Origin of the sequence: Neoroseomonas soli, from assembly GCF_018129065.1 — a bacterium.
GTDB classification, from domain to species: domain Bacteria; phylum Pseudomonadota; class Alphaproteobacteria; order Acetobacterales; family Acetobacteraceae; genus Neoroseomonas; species Neoroseomonas soli.
Genome location: NZ_JAAEDM010000035.1, coordinates 18051 through 44598, shown reverse-complemented (window position 1 = coordinate 44598; position 26548 = coordinate 18051). Strand labels below are relative to the sequence as shown.

Sequence of the window (26548 nt, the reverse complement as noted above, 5' to 3'; positions counted from 1 at the left end):
AGCAGGGCCGCGGCCCTCGCGCTCGCCGCCGCGGCATCGGCGCCGGCGATCCAGAGGGTGAACTCGTCCCCGCCGAAGCGGCCGGCGATGTCGTCCGGGCCGGCGCCGTCCCGCAACAGCCGGGCGGTGGCGCGCAGCGCGGCGTCGCCGGCCTCGTGCCCGTGGCGGTCGTTCAGCGGCTTGAGGTTGTCGAGGTCGAGGAAGACCAGGGCCCCGCCTTCTGCCGGCCGGGAGGCCAGCCGCGCCTCCAGCGCATCGAGGAAGGCGCGGCGGTTGGCGAGGCCGGTCAAGGGATCGGTGTTCGCCTGGCGCTCCAGCTCCTGCTGCATGCGGCCGAAGCCGAGCGTGGCGCCCAGCATGGCGGCCATGGAGCGCAGCACGGCGAGGTCCTCCGTGTCCCAGGCGCGGTTGCCGGGTTCCCGCCACGCGGCGAGCAGGGAGCAGGCGGGTAGCCTGCCATGGTGGTGCAGCAGCGCGGCCGGGCTGCCGTCCGCGAGCGGGCCGAGCCAGTCCTGGCCGGTGGCCAGGGCCGGGCCGCCGGCGGCCAGCAGGCCGGGCGGCAGGTCGGCCGTGGCGGCGGCGACCTCCGGGCCAGCCTCGGCGGGCACGATCATCGCCGTGCCGGCGCAGCCGAGCGTCTCCCGCAGCCCGGCGAGGCCGCTGTCCACCGCTTCGCGCGCGGTGCCCGTCAGGCGCACCGTCTCGGCCAGCGCATCGAGCATGGCGGCGCGGCGCAGCCCCGCGGCGGCGGCGGCGGCGGCGGCCTCCTGCTGGGTCACGTCATGCGCGGCGCCGCGCAGCCCGATGAAGCCGCCGCGCACGTCGCCCAGCGGCACCAGGGAGAGCGAGAGGCAGCGCGGCCGCCCTGCCGCATCCGCCACCCAGGCGCGGTGGTTGCGCACCGCCTGGCGCAGGTCGAAGGGGCTCGGGCCCGCGCCGAGCAGCAGTGAATCCGCCCGCCGCCCCAGCAGCCCCGCGGCGCGGTGGCCGAGCACCGTTTCCGGCCAGAGGAAGGTGAAGCGCCCGGCATTGTCAGTCTCGAACACCAGGTCGGCGCCGAGGCCGGCGAGGTCCTGCCAGCGCTGGCGCGATTCCAGCAACGCGCCGTGCAGCGCCGCCGAGGCCGCAGCCGCAGGCGGCACCGTCACCGACCAGTCGTCTGGGTGGAGCGCCGAGTTCATGCCCGGCATGGAACCGCCGGTCCGGTGAATCCGGCGTTAGCGTCACGCCGCCGGGCCTTGCCGATGGTCCCGTCATCGGCAAGGCGAACGGCAGGGTGCACGGGGCTGGTGGGGCGGTCGCGCGCGAAGCCGCGACTCTGATACCGGCCAGCGGCAGGGCCGGCCGGCATCAGGCGCGTTGACAGCCCGGCGCCGGGGCCTCAAGGAACCGGGCCGTTCAAGATTGCCGGAGACCGTCGCGCCCATGGACACCACCGCCCTTCAGGCCCGCATCGAATCGCTGTGGCAGGTGCGCGACCGCGTGAACTCCGCGACCGGCGGTTCCGACCGCGCGGCGGTGGAGGAGGCGCTGGAGGCGCTCGATTCCGGCAAGGCGCGCGTCGCGCAGCCGGACGGCAAGGGCGGCTGGCATGTCAACCAGTGGCTGAAGCAGGCGGTGCTGCTCTCCTTCCGCCTCGTCGATTCCGCGCCGATGGACACCGCCGCCGGGGCCTATGACAAGGTGCCGCTGAAGTTCGCCGACTGGGGCGAGAACCGCTTCCGCGAGGCCGGCTTCCGCGCCGTGCCGGGCGCCGTGGTGCGCCGCTCGGCCTACATCGCGAAGAACGTCGTGCTGATGCCCTCCTTCGTGAATGTCGGCGCCTATGTCGATGAAGGCACGATGGTCGATACCTGGGCGACCGTCGGTTCCTGCGCGCAGATCGGCAAGAACGTGCACATCTCGGGCGGCGTCGGCATCGGCGGCGTGCTCGAACCGTTGCAGGCCAACCCGGTGGTGATCGAGGACGACTGCTTCATCGGCGCCCGCTCGGAAGTGGCCGAGGGCGTCATCGTCGAGCGCGGCGCGGTGCTGTCGATGGGTGTCTTCATCGGTGCCTCGACCAAGATCATCGACCGCGCGACGGGCGAGGTCTTCATCGGCCGCGTGCCGTCCTACTCGGTCGTCGTGCCGGGCTCGCTGCCGGGCAAGCCGTTGCCGGACGGTTCGCCGGGCCCCTCGCTCTACTGCGCCGTCATTGTCAAGCGCGTGGACGCACAGACGCGCGCCAAGACGGCGATCAACGAATTGCTGCGCGACTGACGCGCAGCCGATCCCGGCGCGAGGAACGGAGGCGCCCGACATGACCGCGACGGACCCCGTCCCTCTCGCCCAGGCCATGATCCGCTGCCGGTCGGTGACCCCGGCCGATGACGGCGCGCTCAACGTGGTGCAGCGCGCGCTCGAACCGCTCGGCTTCGCCTGCACGCGGCTCGCCTATGGGCCGGACGACTACCGGGTGGACAACCTGTTTGCCCGGCGCGGCAGCGGCGGGCCGCATTTCTGCTACGCCGGGCACACCGACGTGGTGCCGCCCGGCGACGTGGCGGCGTGGTCGGATGATCCGTTCTCGGGCGTGGTGCGGGACGGCATGCTCTATGGCCGCGGGGCCTGCGACATGAAGGGCGGCATCGCCGCCTTCATCGCGGGCCTGACCGACTACCTCGCCGCGAAGCCCAGCCATGCGGGCTCGATCTCGCTGCTCATCACGGGGGACGAGGAAGCGCGCTCGGTGGACGGCACGGCGCGCGTGCTGGAATGGATGCAGGCCAACGGCCAGATCCCGGACATGGCGCTGGTGGGCGAACCGACCAGCCGCAAGGCGCTCGGCGACACCATCAAGATCGGCCGCCGCGGCAGCCTGACGGGGCACATCACCGTCCACGGCAAGCAGGGGCACAGCGCCTATCCCGCGCTGGCGGACAACCCCGTGCACCGGCTGGTCGCCGCCCTCGGGCCGCTGCTGGCGGCACCGCTCGACCATGGCAGCGAGTTCTTCCCGCCGACCACGCTCCAGGTGACCGGCTTCGATGTCGGCAACACCGCGTCGAACGTCATCCCCGCCACCGCGCGGGCCATGCTGAACATCCGCTTCAACGACCTGCACAGCAGCGCCTCCCTGACCGAGCGCCTGCACGCCGCGCTCAAGGCCGCCGGCTGCCGCTACGACCTGCAGGCGGATTGCTCGGGCGAGAGCTTCCTCACCAGGCCCGGTCCCTTCGTGGATGCGCTTTCCCGCGCCGTCCTGCGCAGCACGGGCGTGGAGCCGGCGCTCGACACCGGCGGCGGCACCTCGGATGCGCGCTTCATTGCCCGCTATTGCCCGGTGGCGGAATTCGGCGCCGTCGGCGCGGCGCTGCACCAGGTGAACGAATATGCGCCGGTCGAGGAGTTGCGCCGCCTCGCAGCCACCTACCGCGTGGTGCTCGAGGAACTTCTCGGCTGAGCGGCACCTCCCCCCTGCCGGCCGGCCCGGTGGCGCGCGGCATTGCGGGCGCGCTGCTCCTGGCCCGCGGCAGGGCGGCGGGTGCGGCGGCCTTCGCGCCGACCATGGAGGACGCCCGCGCGTCCTTCCTCGCCGCCCTGTTCTGCCTGCCGCTGTTCCTGCTCATGCGTGGCCTGGCCGGGCCGGAGACGCCGCCCGAGACGGACGCGCTGCGCGCGCTGGCCGCGGACCTGCTCGCCTATGCCTGCTCCTGGCCCGCCTTCGCGCTGGCCTCCATCCCGATCGTCGAGGCGATGGGGCGCAAGGCGCTGTGGCCGCGCTTCATCGCCGCATGGAACTGGGTGAACCTGGTCCAGTACGTGGTCATCACGCTGCTCACCGTGCCGGTGCTGTTCGGCCTGCCGGCGACGGTGGCGGACACGCTCGGGCTGCTCGGCCTTGGCTATGCGGTGTGGCTGCAATGGTTCGCGGCGCGCGCGACGCTCGGCATCAGCGGGCTGCGCGCGGCGGGGTTCGTGGCGCTGGACTTCGGCATCGCGCTGTTCCTGTCGGGCCTGGCGGTGCGGCTCGGCGCGGGCTGATCAGCGCCAGTCGATCGGTTCCGCGTAGCGCACCCCGGTGAAGACGAGGCCCTCGGCCGGCGCGGTCATGCCCGCGCGGGTGCGGTCGCGCCCATCCAGGATGCTGCGCGGCCAGGAGGCCGGGCGCTTGCCCGCGCCGACCTCGGCCAGCGTGCCGACCATGTTGCGCACCTGGTGGTGCAGGAAGGACCGCGCCTCGGCGACGACCACCACCTCGTCCCCGAAGCGGGAGACATCGAGCCGGTCCAGCGTGCGCAGCGCCGACTTCGCCTGGCAGGCGGCGGCGCGGAAGGCCGAGAAATCATGCTTGCCGAGCAGCATCTGCGCCGCCTCGTGCATCGCTGCCGCATCGAGCCGCCGCTGCACGTGCCACACGCGCCCGAGGTCGAGCGCCGGCCGCGCGCGGCGGTTCAGGATCCGATACCGATACGCCCGCCCGGTGGCCGAGAAGCGCGCGGACCAGCCCTCCGGCACCGGCGCGGCGCCGAGCACGGCGACGGGGTGGGGGCGGGTATGGAAGTTCAGTGCTTCCTTCACCCGTTCGGGCGGCAGGTCGGCGGACAGCGTCACCTGCGCCACCTGGCCTTCCGCATGCACGCCGGCGTCGGTGCGGCCAGCCGCGGTGAGGGTAGGGACTTCCCCGCCGTTCAGGTGCGCCGCCGCTTCCTCCAGCACCTGCTGCACGGACAGCCCCTCCGCCTGGCGCTGCCAGCCGACGAAGGGCGCGCCATCGTATTCGAGCAGGAGCGCGTAGGAGGGCATCAGCCGATCACGCTGCCTGCCGGCAGCGCGAAGCCGCGCAGGAAGGCGTCGGCGTCCATCGCCGCGCGCCCTGGCCGCTGCAGCCGCGTCAGGCGCAGCGCGCCGCTGCCGCAGGCGACCAGCGCCGCGCCGTCCAGCAGCGTGCCGGGCGCGCCGGAACCGGGCTCGACGCTTGCGGAGAGCACGCGGATCTGCTCCCCGCCATGGGTGAAGAAGGTGCCGGGCCAGGGGTTCAGCGCGCGCACGCGGCGTTCCAGCGCGGCGGCGTGCTGCGACCAGTCGAGGCGGCCATCCTCCTTCGTGAGCTTGGGTGCGTAGGTGACGCCTTCCTCCGGCTGCGGCACGGCGCGCGGGTCCTCGTCCAGCGCGCGCAGGACCAGCCGCGCGCCGATCTCCGCCAGCGCGTCGTGCAGCGCCTGCACGGTCGTCTCAGGCCCGATCGGCGTCGCTTCCTTCAGCAGCATGGGGCCGGTGTCGAGGCCTTCCTCCATGCGCATGATGGTCACGCCGCTCTCGGCGTCGCCCGCCAGGATCGCGGCATGGATCGGCGCCGCGCCGCGCCAGCGCGGCAGCAGGGAGGCATGGATGTTCAGGCACCCGCGCCTCGGCGCATCCAGCATCGGCTTCGGCAGGATCAGGCCGTAGGCGGCGACGATCGCGGCATCGAGGTTCAGTGCGGCGACGGCCTCATGCTCCGCGGCGTCGCGCCTCAGCCGGGCGGGCGTGCGGACCGGCAGGCCGAGGTCCAGCGCGGCGCGGTGGACGGGGCAGGGCGTTTCGCGCTGGCCGCGGCCGGCGGGGCGGGGCGGCTGGGCATAGACGGCGGCGATCTCGTGGCCGGCGGCGTGCAGGGCGCGCAGGGCGGGGACGGCGAAGTCCGGGCTGCCCATGAAGGCGAGGCGCATGCGTCAGTTCCCGGAGAGGGGCGCCGCCCCTCTCCGGACCTCTCCCCGCCAAAGGCCGAAAGGCCTTTGGAAACCATCACCTGGGGCGCACCACATCGGCTCGGTCGTTCCCGAAAAATAGGTTTCCAAAGGCCTTTCGGCCTTTGGCCGGAGGGGTTCGGGGAGGGCAGAGCCCTCCCTGAGAGAAACGAGGGGTTCGGGGAGGGCAGAGCCCTCCCTGAGAAGAACGTGAGGTTCGGGGAGGGCAGAGCCCTCCCTGAGAAGAACGAGGGGTTCGGGGAGGGCAGGGCACTCCCTGAGAAGAACGAGGGGTTCGGGGAGCGTGAGGCCTTCCCCGTCAGCCCCTCAATCCCGCTGCTTCGCCTTCAGCTCCTTCACGAGCTTCCTCAGCAGCATGTTCCGCTTCAGCGTGCTCAGGTAGTCCACGAACAGCACCCCATCGAGGTGGTCGATCTCGTGCTGCAGGCAGGCGGCCATCAGCCCCTCGCCTTCGATCTCGCGCTTCGCGCCGGTCAGGTCCTGGTAGCGGACCTTCACCACCGCCGGCCGCGTCACCTCGGCGTATTGGCCGGGCAGGGACAGGCAGCCTTCCTCCCGCGTCGCCAGTTCCTTGCTGGCGGCCACGATCTCCGGGTTCACCAGCACGACCGGGTCCTGCTGCTCGTCCTTCTGCAGGTCGATCACGACCAGGCGCAGCAATTCGCCGACCTGCGGCGCGGCCAGGCCGATGCCCGGCGCGGCGTACATCGCGGCCAGCATGCGCGGCGCCAGGTCGCGCACGCGCTCGGCGTCGCCGGGTCCGATCGGCTTCGCCCTGGCGCGCAGCCGCGGGTCGGGAACGAGCAGGATCGGCAGGGTGGAGGTGTCTGTCATGGCGGGAATGCGCGCATGTAGCCCTCGCCCACCCCCCTTGCAACCGCCCGGCCGACCGCCAAAATCACGTGCAGGCGGGATGCTTCGGGTCCCGCCGACCGCTTCGCTCTCGGATGAGGAGGCTTGTTGCCGTGTCTCGCCAGTCGCTTTTCGGCTCGCCCCTGTTCCTCGGCTTCGACCACCTCGAGCAGATGCTCGACCGGGTCGGCAAGAACGCCGACGGCTACCCGCCCTACAACATCGAGCAGCTTGGCGAGAACCGCCTGCGGATCACGCTCGCCGTCGCCGGCTTCGCGATGGACGACCTGCAGATCACGCAGGAGGACAACCAGCTCGTCATCCGCGGCCGGCAGGGCGACGACACTGAGGGGCGCGTCTTCCTCCATCGCGGCATCGCCGCGCGCCAGTTCCAGCGCGCCTTCGTGATGGCCGAGGGAATGGATGTGGAAGGCGCCTGGCTCGACAACGGCCTGCTGCACATCGAACTGAAGCGCCCCCAGCCCGAGAGCCGGGTGAAGACCATCCGCATCGGCGCCGGCGGCAATGGCGCTACGACGATCGTGGAGGGCAGCCCCGACAGGGGCTGAACCCCTTCATCGCATCCGGGCCCATCCGGGACGGAATATCCGCACGGGCCTTCGGGACGTGCCGGAAGGAGACAACGCAATGACCGACAACGACATCGACCGCGACGAAGACGAGCGCGAGGAGGAGCAGCGCGACGAGGATGTGCTGTCCGCCGAGGCTCTGCGGTCCCTCTCGCCCCTCGCCTGGGCGCGCTACGGCGCGGCGCGCATCGCCTATGCGCGGCCTGTGGTGGTGAACGGCCGGAAGGCCGTGTCGATCCACGCTGCGGACGGCACGCCGATCGGCGCCGCGCCGAGCCTCGACCTGGCGACGGCGGCGATCCGGCAGCACGGGATGGGTGCGGCGCTGGTGCACTGACGCCGAATCTGGTCTGTTCTCTCCCAGGACATGCGGGAGGGTGCCGGCTGTCGGGCGAGGCTGATGCATCGGGCGCGCCGGGAAGCCTCGGCGGCATGGATGCCGGGGCGCTGGCGGACCGGTGGCGCGCATTGCTGGCGCGCGCGCCGGCGCCCGGGGAGGTGTTCCGGGACCCGCGCGACGCCGGTTCGCTCACTGCCACGGCCCTTGAGATCCACACCCCCGCCGCCGCGGCCCGCGCCGCCGCCATCCTGGCGCAGGCGGAACTCGACCCTGCCACTCGCCTCGCCTGCGCGCGCGGGCTGGCGGAAGGGGGGCGCGGGGCGGAGGCCCTCGCGGTGCTGCTGGCCGATCCGGCGACGCATGCACATCCGGATGCCGTGCCCGTCCTGCAAGCCTGCCTGCGCAGCCACCACATCCCGCGACCCGTCGCCGCGATGGCGTGGCATCTCCTGTGGCGGTTGAACCCGCGGCGGCGGGGCGGCGGCACCCGGGCGCCGGCATGACCGGCGCGCCGCCGGCACCGCCGCGTGTCGTCTTCGAGGACGAGCAAATCCTCGTGGTCCACCGGCCCGGCAGGTCGGCTTTCACGGTCGTCACCTTCGGCGGGTTCATGCTGCGTCCGGACGGCATGCGCATCTGGGCCGGCCCGCCCATCGGGGCGCTCGGCCTCGAGGCGATCGGCTTCGTTGCCAAGGCCTCGAACTGGTTTCCGGAACAAGTCGTCGCCCGTGCGGCGCCGCGGGTGCGCGCGACCCTGCGCGGCCCGGCCGTCGGCTACGGCTACAGCATGGGCGGTTATGCCGCCCTGAAACATGGCCGGCTGCTTGGGCTCGACGCGGCTCTCGCGGTCGCGCCGCAGGTTTCGATCGACCCGAGGGACGTGCCGCGCGACCTGCGATACCGGGCGCATTTCGACCCCGGCCTGCACCAGGGGATGCGCGTTCGCCCCGGGGATCTCTGCGAATTCCCTGTCGTCGTGGCCGATCCGCATTTCGCGCCGGACCGTCGGCACGTCGATCTGCTCGGCGCCCGGGATCGCGTGTCCCGCATCTGGCTGCCCCACATGCGCCACGGCGTGATCGGTGCGCTGACTTCCACCGCGGTCCTGGGCCGCGTGCTGGAACTGCTGCTCGCGCGGGATGCACAGGGCATCCGCGATGTGCTGCGCGCCCGGCGGCGGACATCGCGCGCCTGGCATACGGCGATGGCGGCCGCCGCCACCGTGCGCGGGCGCACGACGCTGGCCGGGACGCTCTGGGCCGGTGCGGCCGCCCTCGGCACGCCGTCGGCGCTGCTGGATCGCCAGCGGATGGAGGCCGAACGGGAACGCGACCGGGCCCTGGCGATCGGGTGGCGCGCCTCGGCCCTGGAACAGCTTTCCCGCCGGCTGCTGTCGGCCGCGGAGCGTGGCGACTGGCAGGCCGTGCTGCACGTCGCGGCGCGCATGCCCGCCACGGCGAACACGCCGCGCCTCGCCACCGCGACGACGCACGCCGCGCTGGCGCTCGGAGAGCCCGCGGCGGTGGCCGAGGCGGCGGCCCAGGCGGCCGCGGCCGAATTGCCGGGGCCGGTGCGGATCGAACTCGGCCGGCGTTTCGCCATGGGCGGCCATGGACTGCCGGCCCTGGCCGTCCTGCTCGCCGATCCGTCCGTGCTGGAGGATGCCGCCGGTCGCGCGAGCGCCGCCCAGGTGCTGGGAGCCATGCTGGACGATGAGAGCATGCCGCCGTTCTGGCGGGTCGCGATGCGATCCCTTCGGCGTCGTGTCCTTGCGTCGATCGGCAAGCCCGGCGGGGCGGCTCCGGCATGATGCCGGCAACCTTTCGACTGGCTCGGTTTCAGGGTCCTTGGTTTCGCGCGCGGGGGCGCCGATGGGCCTCGCATCGCGACGCCCATGCGAACCCGGCCGCCCCGCCGGCCCCGCGCGCCATGCGGCCGGGCCTGGCCGATGACGACATCAGCAAGGCTCGCGGGCATGCGCCGTGATGCGGGTCAGTCCGCCGCTATCCAGTGGCGGCCCCGAGGCGGCGGCACATCTTCCGGCAGTTCCGACGGCGGCAGGTCCAGCGGCGAGCCGACATCGGCGAAGCGGATCCCGGGACGGAACGTGACCGCATGCGCGTAGGCCGCGAAGAGGATGTTCTGGTCGATCATCCAGCGCGGCCCCGATGCATCCGCGGCGGCGCGCCGCAGGCCTTCCGCCGCCACCCGCGACAGGATCTCCGCGAAGCGCCGCCCGCCCGCGGTCGGCGCGATCGCGATCGCCCAGGCGGCGACGGTCTGCCACGGTACGGCCCGCGGATAGACGTTCGCCAGGCCGGCAACGCGCCAGTGGTGGCCGACCGTGACCTGTGACCGGAGTGCCAGCCCGACATCGGCGGTTCCGAGCTTCCGCGCGACGAAGTCGGCAGCCGGTTCCCGCAGCGTGCTGTCGATGTCCGTGACGAGCAGGGGCCGCGCGGGCGCGATGCGGCACAGCTGCGCCATCCGCAGCATGCGGGCGGTCGCGAAGTAGTAGGGCTCGTTGACCGTGACCGGCTCGCTGGTGAGGGTCACGCGATATCCGGGAAGGATGCGCGCGAGGCTTTGCAGCGTCTCCTGCTCCGCTTCCGGGTCACCGATCAGGTGGACGTGGAGGTTCCCCTCCCGGCTCCGTCGCCTGAGTTGCTGCGCATAATGGACCGCGTGCCGGCGCAGGTAGCGGTCATTGGCGCTGATCGCGACCAGCGGGCCGTTGCGCACCGCGGGGCGCGGCGACAGCACCGTGAAGGCGGGCGCCGGCGTCGCATCCTCCCCCGCCGCGTGCAGGATGGCCGGCACGCTGCGGAAGTCGATGTAGGTGGAGGCCCCGATGGCATGGGGGGAGGTCTTCGTCGCCACGGCGAAGGCGTCCTTCGCCGCCGCGTAGTCCTCCATCATGAAGGCGAAGTATCCGAGGAACAGGTCCCGCCGCGGGTGGTCGATCCGCCGCAGTAGGCCGGCGAGCGCCGCGGCCCGCTCCCGCCGGAAGGCGGCATCCGTCCACAGCCGCTCGCAACAGGGCAGCAGCGTGTGCGCGCAGGAGATCGTCTGGAAGTCGAAACCCTCCGTGCCGGCTGTGGCCTCCGCCAGGCGCATCGTCTCGTCGAGCAGCAGGATCCGCGCCCGCTCCGCATCCTCGAGCATGGAATACAGCAGCAGGGGCTCCCGGATGGTCCGCCAGAGCGCGGTCGCCTCCTCCCGGGGCGGGAGCGCCCGGACCTCGGCGATCAGGTCCCGGCACCGCGCCTCGACGTCGCGGTCGGCGGTCGTGACCAGCGCCAGCGCCGCCCCGTAGGCGGGATCCGCCTCGAGGTATCCGTCGCGCAGGCGCTGCTGCGCCGCGATCGTGCCGAGCGTGACCGCGCGGTGCAGCAGGAAGATGCGCCAATCCTCCTTCGCCGCCGCGACGATCCATTCCGGCACGTTCAGGGCCCGGTGCAGCATGCGGGCCCCGTGCCTGTCGGCCAGCGCCCTGGTCAGGATCAGCAGGTATTCGGAGGCGAGGTTCCGGCCGCCCGGCCCGGCGCCTTCCAGTGCCTCGAGGGCGGCGTCGGGGTTGCCTTCCACCGAAAGGATGCGGGCGATGCCGATGCGCGGCGCCGGAATCTGCGGCAGCGCTTCCGCCAGGCCGCGCAGGATCCGCTTCGCCTCGTCGCGGACGGCGTCCTTCTCGGCGCCCGGATACCTGGCCTCGATCACGCGCCAGCGGGTGGTGATGGCGAGGATGGCGGTGATGGCCTCGGCGCGGCGCGCCTGCGACAGCCCGGCGAGACGGCACGCCCCCGCGAGGGCGGCGAGAACGTCGATCCGCATGGTCGCCAGCAGCCATTCGGCCTCGGCGCGACATTCCGCGGGCCAGTCCTGCGCGGCTGCGGCGAATTCGCCGGCCAGGGCGTCGTGGAGCGGATGCATGCCGTCACGCCGCCAGTCTGGCTGGAAGCGGAGGTTCCGGAGCCGCACGAGCAGCGACGGAGTCGAGTCGAGATCAGGGGTAGGATGAACCTGCTGGTCGGACAGCATATGCAGACTACGATCGCCTTCGAGGAAAAGGGGGCACCCAGCGGCGGGATGCCCCCCGCGATCAGCATTACGCCGGATTGCTAACCGATACTTAGCCGAATTCGGGATCAATCCATCCCACGTTCCCGTCCGTGCGCCGGTAGACCACGTTCAGCGCGCGCGTCGCCTTGTTGCGGAACATCAGCACCGGCACGTGGGCGAGATCCATGCGCATCACCGCCTCGCCCACCGTGAGGAAGGTGATGTCGGCGGGGTGCTCGGCGATGATGGCGCCGTGGTCGGCGCCGTTGGGCGCGGGCGCCTCCTCCTCCTCCTCGATCGCGCGCAGCACGCGCTCGCGGCCCTGGGGGGCCGCCTCGGCGGGCGCCCCGCGATCGGGCGCGGCGGAGCGGGCGTGTTCGTTCATGCGGCGCCGGTAGCGCCGCAGGCGCTTGGCCAAGTGCTCGGCCGCCTCGTCGAAGGCGCGATGGGCGTCGACGCCTTCGCCTTCCGCCCGCATCGTCAGGCCCCGGCCGGCCTTGAGGTTGATATCGCAGGCGAAATGCGCGCGACTGCGATGGAAGGTCACGTTCGCTTCCAGCGCATGGTCGAAGTACTTCCGCGTGATCATATCGAGGCCGTCGCGGACGTGGACCTTCAGCGCCTCGCCGGTTTCGACCTGCTTGCCTGCGACAGTGACATGCATGGGGCTGTGCCCTCCTTCCCTAGTGAAGGGGAGGGGCCGCCCCGTGGCGACCGATCGCCGGCCCGCATCTCCAGGGCGGGCCGCCCAGGCAAGGTCGGATCAGGCCGGGACGGCCTTCTCCCGTTTGCGCTGCACCGATGACGGTATCCGCAGCGCATCCCGGTATTTGGCCACGGTCCGGCGGGCGATGTCCACGCCTTCCGCACGCAGCCGGGCGACGATCGCGTCATCCGAGAGGATGTCCTCGGCGTCCTCGGCACCCACCATCGCCTTGATGCGGTGCCGCACGGCCTCGGCGCTCACCGCCTCCCCGCCGGCCGCGCCGGCGATGGCGGTGGTGAAGAAGTACTTCAGCTCGAAGGTGCCGCGCGGCGTCGCGATCGCCTTGTTGGAGGTGACGCGGGAGACGGTGCTCTCGTGCATCCCCACCTCCTCGGCCACGTTGCGCAGGATCAGCGGGCGCAGGCCGGAAATGCCGTGGCGGAAGAAGCCATCCTGCCGGCGCACGATTTCGGCCGAGACCTTGAGGATGGTGTTGGCCCGCTGCTCGAGCGACTTCACGAGCCACGAAGCGGTCTGGAATTTCTCCGCCACCCAGGCCTTCTCGTCCTTCGACTTCGCGCCGACCACGGCGCGCGCATGGAAGCCACGGTTCAGCAGGACGCGCGGCATGGTCTCGGGGTTCAGCTCCACGATCCAGCCATCGGCCGGGCCGCGCCGCATCAGCACGTCCGGCACCAGCGTCGGCGCCGCCGGCGCGTCGAAGGAGGCACCGGGCTTGGGGTCGAGCCGCCGCAGCTCGGCCACCATCTCCGCCATGTCCTCCGCATCCACGCCGCACAGGCGCTGCAATGTCCGCAGGTCGCGCTTCGCCAGCAGTTCCAGGTTGTCGAGCAGTGCCGCCATCGCCGGGTCGTAGCGATTGCGTTCCTGCAACTGCACCATCAGGCATTCGCGCAGGTCGGCGCAGAACATGCCGACCGGATCGAAGCGCTGCATGCGGCGGCGCACGGCGGTGACGGCTTCCTCCGCGCAGCCCAGCGCGGCGGCGATGACCGCATCCGGCACCGCGAGCCGCCCCGCCGGATCGACCAGCGCGAGCAGGTTCGCCGCGATCACGCGGTCCCGCGGCGTCGCGAAGGTCAGCCGCACCTGCTCGCCGAGATGCTCGCGCAGGTTCGGCGCCGGCGCGGCCATGGCCTCGACGCCGGAGAGATCGTCCTCGAAATCCGACCGCCCGCCGCTGCCCGTGTGCGGCGTGCCGGCGTCGTAGACATTGTCCCACTCGACATCGAGCGGCGCGGCATTCTCGGCAGGCAGCGCGTCGGACGAAGCGGCCTGCGCGGCGTCGGGTGACTCGGGCGCCGCAAGCAGCGGGTCGGTGCTGCGGCCGGCATCGGGGCCGGGCTCCACGCGCTCGTCGCGCTCGAGCATCGGGTTGCGCTCGAGTTCCTCCTCGACGAAGGCGGTGACATCCTGGTTGGAGGATTGCAGCAGCTTGATCGCCTGCCGCAGTTGCGGCGTCATTACCAGCTGCTGTGAATGACGGAGGTCGAGCCGCGGGGCGAGGGACATCAGCCGGCGCCCCGCATCGGTCGCCGCGCCGTGGTTTCGCGCCGGGCATCCAGGGTCGGTGTGGAGGCCTGATGCACGGCGCGCAAGTTAGAGGCTGAACCTTTCGCCGAGGTAGACACGGCGCACGCCCTCATGCGCGACTATGTCGCGCGGGCTGCCTTCCATCAGCACTTGCCCGTCGTGGAGGATGTAGGCGCGGTCAATGATCTCGAGCGTCTCGCGCACATTGTGGTCGGTGATGAGCACGCCGATGCCGCGATCCTTGAGGTGCTTCACCAGGTCGCGGATCTCGCCCACGGCGATCGGGTCGATGCCGGCCAGCGGTTCGTCGAGCAGGATGTAGGCCGGATGCGTCGCGAGCGCGCGAGCGATCTCGCAGCGCCGCCGCTCACCGCCCGAAAGTGCCAGCGCGGGCGCGCGCCGCAGGTGGGATATGCCGAATTCCGCCAGCAGCGCGTCGAGCATCTGTTCGCGCCGGTCACGCACGGGTTCGACGGCTTCCAGCGCGGCGCGGATGTTGTCCTCGACATTCAGGCCGCGGAAGATCGACGCCTCCTGCGGCAGATAGCCGAGCCCGAGCCGCGCGCGCCGGTACATCGGCAGCGTCGTGACATCGTGCCCGTCCATCAGCACCTGGCCCTCGTCGGGCTGCACGAGGCCGGTGATCATGTAGAAGGTCGTGGTCTTGCCGGCGCCGTTCGGGCCGAGCAGCCCGACCGCCTCGCCCCGCTTCACCGAGATCGAGACGTTCCGCACCACGGGCCGCTTCTTGTAGCGCTTGCCGAGGCCCTTCGCGACCAGTCCGGTTCCCGCGGCGCCGTCCACCACGCGCAGCGCCTCGCTCATCGCGGCGCCTCCGGCTGCGGCGTGCCGCCGCCCGGGCCGGGCAGGCCCTGGCCGCCCTGCGGGACCACCAGCCCCTGGACACGCGCGCCGGGCGCGGAGACGAGGCGCGCGACGCCGGTCTGCATGTTCACGATGGCCTCCTGGCCGGAGAGCGTATTGTCGCCCCGAGTGATGCGCACCTGCCCAAGCAAGCGTGCGAGGCCCGAATTCGGGCCGTAGACGCCGCGGTCGCCGCGCACGACTTCCTCCGCCGTGCGGATCTCGACATTGCCGAAGGCCTCGACGCGCTCGATGGAAGAAGGCTGCTGCGGCCCGCCCGGCTGCGCGCCGGGCTGGCGCGGCGCCGTCGCCGCCGGCTGCGGCCGCGTGGCGCCGGGCGCGGCGGATTCCGCAAAATGCGCGACGAGCGTGTCGGCGCGCACGCGGCGGCCGTCATTCGTCACCACCACCGCGTTGCCGCGCGCCACCGCCGTGCGGCGCTGCGACCAGTATTCGACGCTGTCGCGCGCGGTGAGCGTGTTGTCCGGCGTGGTCAGGCGCAGCGCGCCGCCGGTCATCACCATCACCGCCTGGTCCATGTCATAGACGGCGCGGTCGCCCTCGGCGCGATCGGTCGCCGAGGTGACGACGACATTGCCCTCGGCTTCCAGGCGCCAGATCTCGCCGCCGCCGCCCGGACCTTCCGCGGGCGCGCGGGCGGCGGCCGGGGCCTGCCCACCGCGCGGGCGGTAGCGGGCGAGCAGCCGGTCGGCCTCGACCGTCACGCCGCCGCGCGTGGCGCGCGCCTGGCCGCGGGCGATCACCACCTGTTCCTGCTGGCGCCACTCGATGCCGTCCACGGCAGTGACCTCGACCGGGCCGCCCTGGCTGAGATCGAGGTTCTGCGCCAGGACCGGACCACCAAGCAGCAGCGCGCCGAGCGCGAGAAGGCTGCGCCTCACTGCCCACCCTCCAGCACCGCGCGGGCGTTTCCGGTGAAGACCACGACCTGGCCGCGCTCGATCAGGCGGAAGCCTTCGCTGACCAGCGTGCCGAAGGGGCCCTGCGCGGCGACCGGCCGGTCGCCCGAGGCCGAGCCCTCGTGCAACTGGATCTCCGCCGCCTCGGTGACCAGCATGTTGCCGCCATCCTGCCAGAGCGTGACCTCGCCGCTCAGGTCGAGCCGGTTCTGCGCCTTGTCGAAACGCCCCTCGCGGCTTTCCAGCAGCACCCAGGAGCCGTCGGTGAGCAGGATGTCGGCGCGCGGGCGTTCGAGGTCCACGATGTCCTGCGAATCGGTCTGTGCCGCGACGCCGGCGGTCACGGTGAAGGGGCGGTTCTGCTCGTCGAGGCCCTGGTAGCGCGGATCGACCACCCGCATCGCGTCCGGCTGTGCCTGGATGACGCGGCGGAAGGAGACGCGGGCGCGATCCTCCATCCGGTCGAGCTCGGGCCAGACGGCAATGCCGACCAGCAGGCCGACGCCGACCACGGGCAGCAGCCACTTGGCGAGGCGGACGAGAATGCGGCGGCGGGCGATCTGCCCGGCCGAGGGCGCCCAGCGCCGGCGGGAGGGCGGCAGCATCCGCCGGGGCGGCGTGGCCCCGCCGGTCGCGCGCAGGGCGACGGGCGGGCCAGGGCGGGGATCCTCGCTGCCGCTCATGCGACACCGGCCCGCAGGAGGTCGTGGATGTGCAGGATGCCGACCGGCCGCCCCTCGGCATCCACCACGAAGAGCGCGGTGATGGAGCGCGCGTTCATCTGGTGCAGCGCCTCGGCCGCGAGGGTTTCGGGCGTCACGCTGCGCGGGGCGCGGGTCATGACGTCGGCGGCGGTGCGCGCGAGCAGCGCCTGGCTGCCGCCGGTTTCCAGCGCGCGCCGCAGGTCGCCGTCGGTGATGATGCCGAGCAGCTTCCCGTCCGCCCCCTGCACGCCGAGGCACCCGAAGCGCCGCGCCGTCATGGCGACGATGGCGGCGTCCATGGGTGTCTCGGGCGGGGCGAGGGGCAGTTCCGCCCCCCCGTGCATCAGGTCCCGCACGCGGGAAAGCCGCGCGCCGAGCTTGCCGCCCGGGTGGAAGACGCGGAAATCCGCCGCGGTGAAGCCGCGCCGCGTCAGCAGCGCGACCGCGATCGCGTCGCCCAGGGCGAGTTGCATCGTGGTCGAGGTGGTTGGCGCCAGGCCCATCGGGCAGGCCTCGGGCGCCTCGGGCAGCACAAGGGCGACATCCGCGGCGCGGGCGAGGGCGCTGCCGGCGCGGCCGGTGATGCCCACCAGCGGCAGGCCAAAGCGCTTGGCATGGCCGACAAGGTCGGCGAGTTCCGGTGTCTCGCCCGAATTGGACAGCGCCAGCACCGCGTCACCGGCGATGATCATGCCAAGGTCGCCATGGGACGCCTCGGCCGGGTGGACATAGAGCGCCGGTGTGCCGGTCGAGGCCATGGTCGCCGCGATCTTGCGTGCCACATGGCCGGACTTCCCCATGCCGCTGACCACGACGCGGCCGGTGGCGCTCGCGAGCAGGGAGACGGCCTTGGCGAAGCCGTCGTCGAGGCTGGCGGCCAGCGCGGTCAGCGCTTCCGATTCGAGGGCGAGGACGCGGCGCGCGGCGTCGAGGTCGGGATGGGAGGAAGGGGCGTTCACGACGCTTGTATGGTGCGCCGCGGTCGGAGGGTCAATAAAAGCAACGACCAGCCTTCCAAGAAGCGTGCCAAGTCAAGGCGCAAGCCGGATGGTGGGGCGGCGCGCCGCGGGTGCGGCGGCGGCGGCGGAAGACGGGGGAACCGGCGGCCTCACGGATCGCCGGGCGGAGGTCATCCTGACCGGCTCCCCCGCGGCCCGAGGCCCTGCCTCGGGCCGGGAGCGCGAAGCGCGACCGCGCGCGACCGACCGTGGTCGCCGGTGGACCCTACCCGCGCGAAGCCAAGCCGCGCGGATGCGCGGCGCCCGGCGTCTGAGGGACGATACCCATGCGGCCCGAGGCCCTGCCTCGGGCCGGGAGCGCGAAGCGCGACCGCGCGCGACCGACCTTGGTCGCCGGTGGACCCTGCCCGCGCGAAGCCAAGCCGCGCGGATGCGCGGCGCCCGGCGCTTGAGGGCAAAAAAACTAATGCGCCAGGATGTCCGGGTCTTCGTAGCCCAGCAGGTCCAGCTTCCCGCGGGCCGGCAGGAAGCGGAAGCAGGCCTCGGCGAGGTCGAGCCGCCCCTCCCGCCGCAGCAGCCCCTCGAGCTTCGCCCAGAGCGCATGCAGGTGCAGCACGTCCGAGGCGGCATAGGCGAGCTGGTCCGGCGTGAGATCCGGCGCACCCCAGTCCGAGGTCTGCTGCTGCTTGGACAGATCGACGCCGAGCAGTTCCTTGCACAGGTCCTTGAGCCCGTGCCGGTCGGTGAAGGTGCGCACCAGCTTGGCCGCGACCTTGGTGCAGACGACCGGCGCCGTGGTGACGCCGAGATAGTGGAACAGCACCGCCACGTCGAAGCGCGCGAAGTGGAACACCTTGGTCACCGCCGGGTCGGCCAGCAGCTTCTTCAGGTTCGGCGCCGCATAGCCTTGCCCGCCGAGCGATTCGGGCACGAACTGCACGAGATGCGCCGAGCCGTCGCCGGAGGAAAGCTGCGCGAGGCAGAGCCTGTCCCGGTGCGGGTTCAGCCCCATCGTCTCGGTGTCGATGGCGACGACGCGGCCGAGGTCGAGCCCGTCCGGCAGGTCGTTGCGATGCAGCCGGATGGTCACGCCGGCGGGTGTGAAGAGGGTGGTACCCACGGGATGCGCCGTGCCTCGTCTCAGTCAGATGGTGCCCAGGAAAGGACTCGAACCTTCACAGCCTTGCGGCCACAGGTACCTGAAACCTGCGCGTCTACCAATTCCGCCACCTGGGCAGGGGGCCGGCGCCTTGCGGCGAGGCCGGGCGTTTACGCGGCGCCGCGCAGGTCGTCAAGCGGGTGTGGTGCTTGAGGCGCATCGGGGTCGCCCATATCGTCCGCCATGGGTTTCACGAACGGAGTGCACGATATGGGCGGTCGTCGGGTCGCGACGGTTTTCGGCGGCGCAGGCTTCATCGGCCGCCACGTGGTCCAGCGCCTGGCGAAGCAGGGCTTCATCGTCCGCGTCGCTGGACGGGACACGGAAAAGTCCGGCCGGCTGCGCACGCTCGGCGATGTCGCCCAGGTGGTGCCGGTCAGCGCGTCGGTGGCGGACGAGGCCTCGGTCGCGCGCGCCGTGGCGGGCGCCGAGGTGGTGGTGAACCTGGTCGGCATCCTGTTCGAGAGGAAGCGCGGCGACTTCGTGCGAATCCACGCCGAGGGCGCCGGGCGCGTCGCCCGCCTTGCCGCCGCGGCGGGCGTGCGGCGGCTGGTGCATATCTCCGCCATCGGCGCCGATGCGGGCAGCGAGAGCCTCTATGCCCGCACCAAGGGGGAGGGCGAGGCGGCGGTGAAGTCCGCCTTCCCGCAGGCGACCATCCTGCGCCCCTCGGTCGTCTTCGGGCCGGACGACCAGTTCTTCAACCGCTTCGCCGCGCTGGCCCCGCTGCTGCCGGTGATGCCGCTGGTGCGCGGGAAGACGAGGTTCCAGCCCGTCTATGTCGGCGACGTTGCGGATGCGGTGATGGCCGCGGTCACGCGCGACGACGCGCAGGGCAGGACCTACGAACTCGGTGGCCCGCGCGTGATGACGATGCGGGACGTGCTGGAATTCGTGCTCGAGCACACGCACCGCCGCCGCCTGCTGGTGCCGATTCCGGACGGGCTGGCGCGCCTGCAGGCCCGCATGGGGGAGATGCTGCCGAACCCGCCGCTGACGCGCGACCAGTTGATCCTGCTCGGCCGGGACAACCTGGTGGCGGAAGGTGCGGCGGGCTTCGCGGCGCTCGGCATCGAGCCCAAGGCGGCGGAGGCGATCGCGCCGGCCTACCTGGCCCGCTACCGGCCCGGCGGGAGGCGCTCGCAGGCGCTGGCGGCATGAATGGTCCGAATCGGACCTGTAATTGACGGGAGGGATGACATCGCATTCATCCATTCCGCCTTCGTGGCGCCAATTGGGTCAATAAAACTGACCTAACGGTGCAAAAAGGACTCGCGCGGCGAATTCCCGTGCCGTATGTGACCCGCCGCCAGGGGTCCGGCGACGGATCACGCGCGGCCGACAGGGCCGCAAGCCGCCCCCCGGCAGGAATGACGCCGCCGCGGGGGTTCGCATGGCCGAGAAGATGCTCCAGTTCGTTCGCCTGCAGCAGCGGCAGCCGGAGAAGCGCGACGCATCCGAGCGCCGCGACGACTGGGGCGAGGTGTACCGCCCCTTCGCGGCCGAGGCGGCGGCCCAGCAGGCCTCCCGCTGTTCCCAGTGCGGCGTGCCCTTCTGCCAGGTGCATTGCCCGCTCAACAACAACATCCCCGACTGGCTGAAGCTCACCGCGGAAGGCCGGCTCGAGGAGGCCTACGAGATGGCCTCCGCCACCAACAACTTCCCGGAGATCTGTGGCCGCGTCTGCCCGCAGGACCGCCTCTGCGAGGGCAACTGCGTCATCGAGAAGGGCTTCGACGCCGTCACCATCGGCGCGGTCGAGAAATACATCACGGACACCGCCTGGGAGCGCGGCTGGGTGAAGCCGCCCAAGGCCGTGCGCGAGCGCGCCGAGAGCGTCGGCATCATCGGCGCCGGCCCCGCCGGCATGGCCGCGGCCGAGCGCCTTCGCATCCTGGGCTACCAGGTCACCATCTACGACCGCAACGACCGCGCCGGCGGGCTGATGATCTACGGCATCCCCAACTTCAAGCTGGAGAAGGATGTCGTGGTCCGCCGCTGGAAGCAGTACGAGGCGGGGGGCATCCGGTTCCGGCTCGACACCACGGTCGGCCAGGACATCACGCTCGGCGAATTGCGCCAGAAGCACGACGCGGTGCTGGTCGCGACCGGCGTCTATCGCGCCCGCGACATCTCCTGCCCCGGCGCCGGGCTGGGTGGCGTCGTGCCGGCGCTCGACTACCTGATCGCCTCGAACCGCAAGGGCCTTGGCGACGAGGTGCCGGATTTCGACAGCGGCGCGCTGAACGCCGAGGGCAGGCATGTCGTCGTGGTCGGCGGCGGCGACACGGCGATGGATTGCGTGCGCACCGCGGTCCGCCAGGGCGCGGCCTCGGTTACCTGCCTCTATCGCCGCGACAAGGCGAACATGCCGGGCTCGATGCGCGAGGTGAAGAACGCCGAGGAGGAGGGCGTGCGCTTCGAATGGCTCGCGGCGCCCGAGGCCTTCTTCGGCGAGGACCGCGTGAGCGGGGTGCGCGCGCAGCGCATGCATCTCGGCCTTCCCGACGCGACCGGCCGCCAGCAGGTCGAGCCCATTCCGGGTGCGCATTTCAACCTACGCGCCGACCTGGTGATCAAGGCGCTCGGCTTCGACCCCGAGGACCTGCCCGCCGCCTTCAACGAGCCGGAACTGACGGTCACGCGCTGGGGCACGCTGAAGGTGAACCACCGCACCATGATGACCGCGGTGCCCGGCGTCTTCGCCGCGGGCGACATCGTGCGCGGTGCCTCCCTGGTGGTCTGGGGCATCCGCGACGGCCGCGACGTGGCCGAGCAGATCCATGCATTCATCGCGGCGCGGGGCGAGGCCCCGGCCATGGCGGCGGAGTGAACGACATGACGCAGCACGAGAACGGGCCCGCCTACGTCCAGTCCTACGCCGCCGGCCGCGACCTGCTGGCCGGCACCGCGCATATCGACCTGACCGAGCATGACGCCTGCGGCGTCGGCCTGGTCGCGGCCCTCGACGGCAAGCCGCGGCGCGAGGTGGTGCAGGCCGGCATCGATGCGCTGAAGGCGGTGTGGCACCGCGGCGCCGTGGACGCCGACGGCAAGACCGGCGATGGCGCCGGCATCCATGTCGAGGTGCCGCAGGACTTCTTCGCCGAGGTGGTGGAGCGCGGCGGCGACCGGCTGCGCCCGGGCCGCATCGCGGTGGGCATGGTCTTCCTGCCCAAGACCGACCTCGGCGCGCAGGAGCGCTGCCGCCAGATCATCGAGACCGAGATCCTGAGGTCCGGCTACAACATCTATGGCTGGCGCCAGGTGCCGATCAACGTCGCCTGCATCGGCGAGAAGGCGAACGCGACGCGCCCCGAGATCGAGCAGATCCTCATCTGGGACCCCGAGCAGCGCGACATCGCGACCGTCGAGCGCGACATGTACGTGACCCGCCGGCGCATCGAGAAGCAGGCGATCGCGGCGCAGATCCCGGAGCTCTACCTCTGCTCCCTGTCGGCGCGCTCGATCATCTACAAGGGCATGTTCCTCGCGGAAGCCCTGACCGAGTTCTACCCCGACCTGCTGGACGATCGCTTCGTCAGCCGCTTCGCGATCTACCACCAGCGCTACAGCACCAACACCTTCCCGACCTGGCGGCTGGCGCAGCCCTTCCGCATGCTCGCCCACAACGGCGAGATCAACACGGTCAACGGCAACATCAACTGGATGAAGAGCCACGAGACGCGGCTCTCCCATCCGCTGCTCGATTCCTGCATGGAGGATCTCAAGCCGGTCGTGCAGGCCGGCGGGTCCGACACCGCGACGCTCGACAACGTGTTCGAGCTGCTGGTGCGCGGCGGCCGCGACGCGCCCATGGCCAAGGCGATGCTGATCCCCGAGAGCATCGGCAACAACGCCATGATGCCCGAGGCGCACCGCGACTTCTTCATGTACTGCAACGCGGTGATGGAGCCGTGGGACGGCCCGGCCGCCATTGCCGCGACGGACGGCCGCTGGGTGATCGCCGGCCTCGACCGCAACGGGTTGCGCCCGATGCGCTACACCGTGACCAATGACGGGCTGCTGATCGTCGGCTCCGAGACCGGTATGGTGAAGCTGGCGGAGGACCGCATCATCCAGAAGGGCCGCGTCGGCCCCGGCCAGTGCGTCGGCGTCGATCTCGAGGAAGCGCGCTTCTACGAGGACCGCGCGCTGAAGGATGCGCTCTCCGCGCGCAAGCCCTTCGGCGACTGGGTCAATCGCACCACGCGCATCGACGGCATCGTGAAGGCGAGCGGCGACGAGCAGGCCGAATACGCCGGCGAGGCCCTGCGCCGCCGCCAGCTCGCGGTCGGCTACACGCTGGAGGAGATGGAATCGATCCTCCATCCGATGGTGGAGGACGCGAACGAGGCGGTCGGCTCGATGGGCGACGACACGCCCATCGCAGTGCTCTCGGGCCAGTATCGCGGCCTGCACCATTATTTCCGCCAGACCTTCAGCCAGGTGACGAACCCGCCCATCGACAGCCTGCGCGAGACGCGGGTGATGACGCTGAAGACGCGGCTGGGGAACCTCGGCAACGTCCTCGACGAGGACCCGACGCAGTGCGACATGCTCATGCTCGACAGCCCCGTGCTGTCGAACGCCGAGTTCGCCGCGATGCGCGCCTACATGGGCGACACCGCCTGCGTGGTGGATTGCAGCTGGTCGATCGAGGAAGGCGAGGTCGGGCTGCGCCGCCAGCTCGACCGCATCTGCCGCGAGGCCGAGGAAGGCGTGCGGGCGGGCTGCACCCACGTCATCATGACCGACGAGCACCAGTCGGCCGAACGTGCGCCGATCCCGATGGTCCTCGCGGTGGGCGCGGTCCACACGCACCTGGTGCGCAATTCGCTGCGCACCTTCACCTCGCTCAATGTGCGCGATGCGGAGTGCATGGACGTGCATTCGGTCGCCGTGCTGATCGGCGCGGGTGCGACGACGGTCAATGCATATCTGGCGCAGGAGAGCATCGCCGACCGTCACCGCCGCGGCCTCTTCGGCAAGCTGACGCTGATGGAATGCGTCGGCCGCTACAAGAAGGCGGTGGACAAGGGCCTGCTCAAGATCATGTCCAAGATGGGCATCTCGGTCCTGAGCAGCTACCGCGGCGGCATGAACTTCGAGGCGATCGGCCTCTCCCGCGCGCTGGTGGCGGAATTCTTCCCCGGCATCCAGTCCCGCATTTCCGGCATCGGCCTGTCGGGCATCGCGCGGCGCGTCCTCGCGCTGCACGCCAAGGCCTGGGCCGAGGGCGCGGTCGCGCTGCCTGTCGGCGGCCTCTACAAGCTGCGCCGCCGGGGCGAGGTGCATGCCTTCGACGGCAGCCTGATCCACACGCTCCAGAAGGCGGTGGAGACCGACAGCTACCAGACCTTCAAGCGCTATTCCGACGCGGTGCGCAAGCTGCCGCCGGTGGCGCTGCGCGACCTGCTCGACTTCCGCAAGGAAGGCCGCGCGCCGGTGGCCATCGAGGAGGTCGAGAGCATCACCGAGATCCGCAAGCGCCTCGTCGCGCCCGGCATCTCCCTCGGTGCCCTCAGCCCCGAGGCGCACGAGACGCTGTCCATCGCCATGAACCGCATCGGCGCGCGTTCCGACAGCGGCGAGGGCGGCGAGGACCCCGCGCGCGCCAAGCCGCGGGCGAATGGCGACAACGCGAATTCCGCGATCAAGCAGATCGCCTCGGGCCGCTTCGGCGTGACCGCGGAATACCTGAACAACTGCCGCGAGATCGAGATCAAGGTCGCCCAGGGCGCCAAGCCCGGCGAAGGCGGCCAGCTTCCCGGCTTCAAGGTGACGGGCCTGATCGCGAAGCTGCGGCATTCGACGCCGGGCGTGACACTCATCTCGCCCCCGCCGCACCACGACATCTACTCGATCGAGGATCTGGCGCAGCTCATCTACGACCTCAAGCAGATCAACCCGGATGCGACGGTCTGCGTGAAGCTGGTCAGCCGCTCGGGCATCGGCACCATCGCGGCGGGCGTGGCCAAGGCGAAGGCGGATGCGATCCTGGTCTCCGGCCATTCCGGCGGCACGGGGGCATCCCCGCAATCCTCCATCAAGTATGCCGGCCTGCCGTGGGAAATGGGCCTGTCCGAAACCCACCAGGTCCTGCTGCTGAACCGGCTGCGCCATCGCGTGAGGCTGCGCACCGATGGCGGCATCAAGACCGGCCGCGACGTGGTGATCGCCGCGATGCTCGGCGCCGAGGAATTCGGCATCGGCACGGCGTCCCTGGTGGCGATGGGCTGCATCATGGTCCGCCAGTGCCATTCCAACACCTGCCCCGTGGGCGTCTGCGTGCAGGACGAAGCCCTGCGCCAGAAGTTCACCGGCACGCCGGAGAAGGTGATCAATCTCTTCTCCTTCGTGGCGGAGGAAGTGCGCGAGATCCTCGCCTCTCTCGGCTTCCGGAAGCTGACGGACATTATCGGCCGCACCGACCTGCTCCAGCAGGTCAGCCGCGGGTCGGAGGACCTCGACGACCTCGACCTCAATCCGCTGCTGGTGCAGGCCGATGCCGGTCCGCATGCCTCCTACTGCACGCTGGAAGGCCGCAACGAGGTGCCGGAGACGCTGGACGCGGAGATGATCCGCGACGCCGACGCGCTCTTCCGCCACGGCGAGAAGATGCAGCTCCAGTACAACATCCGGAACACGCATCGCGCGATCGGCACGAAGGTTTCGTCCCGCATCACGCGCCAGTTCGGGATGAGCGGGCTGCAGCCCGGCCACCTCAATGTCCGGCTGCGCGGCAGCGCGGGCCAGTCCCTCGGCGCCTTCGGCGTGCGCGGGCTGAAGCTGGAAGTCTTCGGCGACGCCAACGACTACGTGGGCAAGGGCCTGTCGGGCGCGACCATCGTGGTGCGCCCGGCGCCGTCCTCGCCGCTGGTGTGGAACGAGAACACCATCATCGGCAACACGGTGCTCTACGGCGCGACGGCGGGCGAGCTCTTCGCCGCCGGCCAGGCCGGGGAACGCTTCGCGGTGCGCAATTCCGGCGCCACCGCGGTGGTCGAGGGCTGCGGCGCGAACGGTGCGGAATACATGACCGGCGGCACGGTCGTGATCCTCGGCGCCGTGGGCGATAATTTCGGCGCCGGCTTCACCGGCGGCCATGCCTTCGTCTACGACGCCGACGAGACCTTCGACCTGCGCGTGAATCCCGATTCGCTGCTGTGGGGGCGCCTCGCGCATCCGCACTGGGAAGGGGTGCTGTGCGACCTCATCGCCCGCCACGTGGCCGAGACGGGCAGCCGCTTCGCCGCCCGCCTGCTGAACGAATGGGCGACCGAACGGCTGCGCTTCTGGCACGTGGTGCCGAAGGAATACCTGAAGTACCTGCCCGTCCCGATGGCCGAGGCCGAGGCCGTCGCGGCCGAATGACCCAGCGGCGGGCGCCCCGGCGCGCCCGTATCCCGTTCGTTTTGCAGGCGGCCGCCCCACCAGCCCCGCCTGCGCATACGCCCGGCAAAGATGCCGGGCGTATGAAATCCTGCACACCGTCGCGCGCGGACATCTTCCGTTTGCGTGACGCGAAGGTAATCTTCCCTGCGGCGGGCCGCTGACCCGCCGCAGCGGAGGAGGAATTCGGCGTGCGTCTCCTGGCCCTGGCCCTTGCGGCCGCTCTCGCCATGGCGGCGCCGGTCTCGGCGCAGCAGGTGCGCGACATCGCCAACGTCAATGGCTGGCGCGCCTATGTCGCGCAGAGCGACAGCGGCGTGCTCTGCGGCATGGGGACCGACGCGAATCGCGTCGGCCGCTACTTCTGGATCAAGGTCGAGCGCCTGCGCGGCGAGCTTCACGGCTTCGTGCAGGTCGGCGACCGATCCTGGAACGTTCGCCAGGAAGCGCGCGGCCGCATCGTCATCGCCATCGACAATCGCCGGGCCGAACTGAACTACATCGGCACCGGCAGCCCCGAGATGATCGAGGCGTCCTACCAGGGCGCCTTCAACAACTTCATCAATTTCGTCGAGGCCTTCGCCGCCGGCTACCGCATGCAGGTCATCTTCCCCGGCGAACGCGTCGAGCCGTGGTCCGCCGATCTGCGCGGCACGCGCGCGGTGACCGAGGCTTTCCTCGCCTGCGCGCGACGTATCTGACCGCGTCGCT

23 protein-coding genes and 1 tRNA gene are annotated in these 26548 nt (G+C 71.5%); 11 read left to right on the top strand and 13 right to left on the bottom strand.

From position 1 onward, the window contains the following. On the bottom strand, positions 1 to 1190 hold a 1190-nt coding region (locus GXW76_RS13795; RefSeq protein ID WP_211862660.1), incomplete at its 3' end, for a sensor domain-containing diguanylate cyclase. 235 nt (positions 1191 to 1425) lie between these two features. Between GXW76_RS13795 and dapD the strand changes: the two genes are divergently transcribed. From dapD to GXW76_RS13780, 3 genes are read left to right on the top strand one after another with little or no spacing between them, the layout of a single operon-like run. Further along, positions 1426 to 2262: a 2,3,4,5-tetrahydropyridine-2,6-dicarboxylate N-succinyltransferase gene (gene dapD / locus GXW76_RS13790; RefSeq protein WP_211862659.1), complete on the top strand. Its 837-nt coding sequence runs from the start codon at positions 1426 to 1428 to the stop codon at positions 2260 to 2262. 40 nt (positions 2263 to 2302) lie between these two features. Further along, the gene (gene dapE / locus GXW76_RS13785; protein WP_211862658.1) at positions 2303 to 3445 is read left to right on the top strand and encodes a succinyl-diaminopimelate desuccinylase; all 1143 of its coding nucleotides are present in this window, start codon (positions 2303 to 2305) and stop codon (positions 3443 to 3445) included. Positions 3446 to 3474: 29 nt separating this feature from the next. Beyond that, a complete protein-coding gene (locus GXW76_RS13780; protein WP_211862657.1) occupies positions 3475 to 4026 on the top strand; it encodes a hypothetical protein in 552 nt (183 codons plus the stop codon). Here the strand turns inward: GXW76_RS13780 and truA are convergent, their stop codons facing one another. From truA to def, 3 genes are all read right to left on the bottom strand, one after another. Next, complete coding sequence (truA, locus tag GXW76_RS13775) at positions 4027 to 4788, bottom strand: tRNA pseudouridine(38-40) synthase TruA (RefSeq protein WP_211862656.1); 762 nt, start codon at positions 4786 to 4788, stop codon at positions 4027 to 4029. Continuing rightward, entirely contained in the window at positions 4788 to 5693 is a 906-nt protein-coding gene (fmt, locus tag GXW76_RS13770) for a methionyl-tRNA formyltransferase (RefSeq protein ID WP_211862655.1), read from the bottom strand. Before fmt ends, truA begins: the two co-directional genes overlap by 1 nt. Positions 5694 to 6038: 345 nt before the next feature. Continuing rightward, a complete protein-coding gene (def, locus tag GXW76_RS13765) occupies positions 6039 to 6566 on the bottom strand; it encodes a peptide deformylase (RefSeq protein WP_211862654.1) in 528 nt (175 codons plus the stop codon). A gap of 113 nt (positions 6567 to 6679) precedes the next feature. On the opposite strand from def, the gene GXW76_RS13760 reads away from it, so the two are divergent. The 4 genes from GXW76_RS13760 to GXW76_RS13745 all read left to right on the top strand — a co-directional run bounded on the left by GXW76_RS13760 (position 6680) and on the right by GXW76_RS13745 (position 9324). Then, positions 6680 to 7153: an Hsp20 family protein gene (locus GXW76_RS13760; RefSeq protein WP_211862653.1), complete on the top strand. Its 474-nt coding sequence runs from the start codon at positions 6680 to 6682 to the stop codon at positions 7151 to 7153. Between the two features lie 79 nt (positions 7154 to 7232). Continuing rightward, positions 7233 to 7511 (top strand): DUF1150 domain-containing protein, encoded by a 279-nt coding sequence (locus tag GXW76_RS13755; protein WP_246514275.1) that lies wholly within the window; start codon positions 7233 to 7235, stop codon positions 7509 to 7511. 95 nt (positions 7512 to 7606) lie between these two features. Continuing rightward, entirely contained in the window at positions 7607 to 8017 is a 411-nt protein-coding gene (locus GXW76_RS13750; protein ID WP_211862652.1) for a hypothetical protein, read from the top strand. Next, the gene (locus tag GXW76_RS13745) at positions 8014 to 9324 is read left to right on the top strand and encodes a hypothetical protein (RefSeq protein ID WP_211862651.1); all 1311 of its coding nucleotides are present in this window, start codon (positions 8014 to 8016) and stop codon (positions 9322 to 9324) included. The genes GXW76_RS13750 and GXW76_RS13745 overlap by 4 nt, the downstream gene beginning before the upstream one ends. A gap of 182 nt (positions 9325 to 9506) precedes the next feature. On the opposite strand, the gene GXW76_RS13740 is transcribed toward GXW76_RS13745, so the two are convergent. The 9 genes from GXW76_RS13740 to GXW76_RS13700 all read right to left on the bottom strand — a co-directional run bounded on the left by GXW76_RS13740 (position 9507) and on the right by GXW76_RS13700 (position 18519). Beyond that, positions 9507 to 11447 carry a hypothetical protein gene (locus tag GXW76_RS13740; RefSeq protein WP_211862650.1) on the bottom strand — a complete coding sequence of 647 codons (1941 nt, stop codon included), beginning with the start codon at positions 11445 to 11447 and terminating at the stop codon, positions 9507 to 9509. Positions 11448 to 11646: 199 nt separating this feature from the next. Next, positions 11647 to 12240, bottom strand: a complete 594-nt coding sequence (hpf, locus tag GXW76_RS13735; RefSeq protein ID WP_211862649.1) for a ribosome hibernation-promoting factor, HPF/YfiA family — start codon at positions 12238 to 12240, stop codon at positions 11647 to 11649. 99 nt (positions 12241 to 12339) lie between these two features. Then, positions 12340 to 13815, bottom strand: a complete 1476-nt coding sequence (rpoN, locus tag GXW76_RS13730) for an RNA polymerase factor sigma-54 (protein ID WP_211862648.1) — start codon at positions 13813 to 13815, stop codon at positions 12340 to 12342. A gap of 87 nt (positions 13816 to 13902) precedes the next feature. Then, positions 13903 to 14661 (bottom strand): LPS export ABC transporter ATP-binding protein, encoded by a 759-nt coding sequence (gene lptB / locus GXW76_RS13725; protein WP_211862647.1) that lies wholly within the window; start codon positions 14659 to 14661, stop codon positions 13903 to 13905. After that, complete coding sequence (locus tag GXW76_RS13720; protein ID WP_211862646.1) at positions 14658 to 15602, bottom strand: LptA/OstA family protein; 945 nt, start codon at positions 15600 to 15602, stop codon at positions 14658 to 14660. Before GXW76_RS13720 ends, lptB begins: the two co-directional genes overlap by 4 nt. Further along, positions 15599 to 16303 carry an LPS export ABC transporter periplasmic protein LptC gene (lptC, locus tag GXW76_RS13715; RefSeq protein WP_246514273.1) on the bottom strand — a complete coding sequence of 235 codons (705 nt, stop codon included), beginning with the start codon at positions 16301 to 16303 and terminating at the stop codon, positions 15599 to 15601. Before lptC ends, GXW76_RS13720 begins: the two co-directional genes overlap by 4 nt. After that, positions 16300 to 17283, bottom strand: a complete 984-nt coding sequence (locus GXW76_RS13710) for a KpsF/GutQ family sugar-phosphate isomerase (RefSeq protein ID WP_211862645.1) — start codon at positions 17281 to 17283, stop codon at positions 16300 to 16302. Before GXW76_RS13710 ends, lptC begins: the two co-directional genes overlap by 4 nt. Before the next feature lie 463 nt (positions 17284 to 17746). After that, on the bottom strand, positions 17747 to 18403 hold the full coding sequence (locus tag GXW76_RS13705) for a ribonuclease D (protein ID WP_211862644.1): 657 nt from the start codon (positions 18401 to 18403) through the stop codon (positions 17747 to 17749). A gap of 29 nt (positions 18404 to 18432) precedes the next feature. After that, a tRNA-Leu gene (locus GXW76_RS13700) sits at positions 18433 to 18519 on the bottom strand. A 133-nt stretch (positions 18520 to 18652) separates the two neighbouring features. On the opposite strand from GXW76_RS13700, the gene GXW76_RS13695 reads away from it, so the two are divergent. The 4 genes from GXW76_RS13695 (at position 18653) to GXW76_RS13680 (ending at position 26538) form a co-directional block, all read left to right on the top strand. Next, positions 18653 to 19603, top strand: coding sequence for a complex I NDUFA9 subunit family protein (locus tag GXW76_RS13695; protein ID WP_211862643.1), 951 nt, complete (start codon positions 18653 to 18655; stop codon positions 19601 to 19603). A 232-nt stretch (positions 19604 to 19835) separates the two neighbouring features. Further along, the gene (locus GXW76_RS13690; protein ID WP_211862642.1) at positions 19836 to 21275 is read left to right on the top strand and encodes an NAD(P)-dependent oxidoreductase; all 1440 of its coding nucleotides are present in this window, start codon (positions 19836 to 19838) and stop codon (positions 21273 to 21275) included. Between the two features lie 5 nt (positions 21276 to 21280). Beyond that, positions 21281 to 25819 (top strand): glutamate synthase large subunit, encoded by a 4539-nt coding sequence (gene gltB / locus GXW76_RS13685; RefSeq protein WP_211862641.1) that lies wholly within the window; start codon positions 21281 to 21283, stop codon positions 25817 to 25819. 209 nt (positions 25820 to 26028) lie between these two features. Beyond that, positions 26029 to 26538 carry a hypothetical protein gene (locus GXW76_RS13680; protein WP_211862640.1) on the top strand — a complete coding sequence of 170 codons (510 nt, stop codon included), beginning with the start codon at positions 26029 to 26031 and terminating at the stop codon, positions 26536 to 26538. The last annotated feature ends 10 nt before the right edge of the window (positions 26539 to 26548 follow it).

Bases quoted from the DNA above. Each gene is read 5' to 3' on its own strand.
- lptB (WP_211862647.1), bottom strand. From the start codon at position 14,661: ATGAGCGAGGCGCTGCGCGTGGTGGACGGCGCCGCGGGAACCGGACTG.
- GXW76_RS13745 (WP_211862651.1), top strand. From the start codon at position 8,014: ATGACCGGCGCGCCGCCGGCACCGCCGCGTGTCGTCTTCGAGGACGAG.
- GXW76_RS13750 (WP_211862652.1), top strand. From the start codon at position 7,607: ATGGATGCCGGGGCGCTGGCGGACCGGTGGCGCGCATTGCTGGCGCGC.
- GXW76_RS13740 (WP_211862650.1), bottom strand. From the start codon at position 11,447: ATGCATCCGCTCCACGACGCCCTGGCCGGCGAATTCGCCGCAGCCGCG.
- GXW76_RS13755 (WP_246514275.1), top strand. From the start codon at position 7,233: ATGACCGACAACGACATCGACCGCGACGAAGACGAGCGCGAGGAGGAG.
- dapD (WP_211862659.1), top strand. From the start codon at position 1,426: ATGGACACCACCGCCCTTCAGGCCCGCATCGAATCGCTGTGGCAGGTG.
- def (WP_211862654.1), bottom strand. From the start codon at position 6,566: ATGACAGACACCTCCACCCTGCCGATCCTGCTCGTTCCCGACCCGCGG.
- dapE (WP_211862658.1), top strand. From the start codon at position 2,303: ATGACCGCGACGGACCCCGTCCCTCTCGCCCAGGCCATGATCCGCTGC.
- hpf (WP_211862649.1), bottom strand. From the start codon at position 12,240: ATGCATGTCACTGTCGCAGGCAAGCAGGTCGAAACCGGCGAGGCGCTG.
- GXW76_RS13690 (WP_211862642.1), top strand. From the start codon at position 19,836: ATGGCCGAGAAGATGCTCCAGTTCGTTCGCCTGCAGCAGCGGCAGCCG.
- rpoN (WP_211862648.1), bottom strand. From the start codon at position 13,815: ATGTCCCTCGCCCCGCGGCTCGACCTCCGTCATTCACAGCAGCTGGTA.
- gltB (WP_211862641.1), top strand. From the start codon at position 21,281: ATGACGCAGCACGAGAACGGGCCCGCCTACGTCCAGTCCTACGCCGCC.
- fmt (WP_211862655.1), bottom strand. From the start codon at position 5,693: ATGCGCCTCGCCTTCATGGGCAGCCCGGACTTCGCCGTCCCCGCCCTG.
- GXW76_RS13695 (WP_211862643.1), top strand. From the start codon at position 18,653: ATGGGCGGTCGTCGGGTCGCGACGGTTTTCGGCGGCGCAGGCTTCATC.
- GXW76_RS13760 (WP_211862653.1), top strand. From the start codon at position 6,680: ATGAGGAGGCTTGTTGCCGTGTCTCGCCAGTCGCTTTTCGGCTCGCCC.
- lptC (WP_246514273.1), bottom strand. From the start codon at position 16,303: ATGAGCGGCAGCGAGGATCCCCGCCCTGGCCCGCCCGTCGCCCTGCGC.
- truA (WP_211862656.1), bottom strand. From the start codon at position 4,788: ATGCCCTCCTACGCGCTCCTGCTCGAATACGATGGCGCGCCCTTCGTC.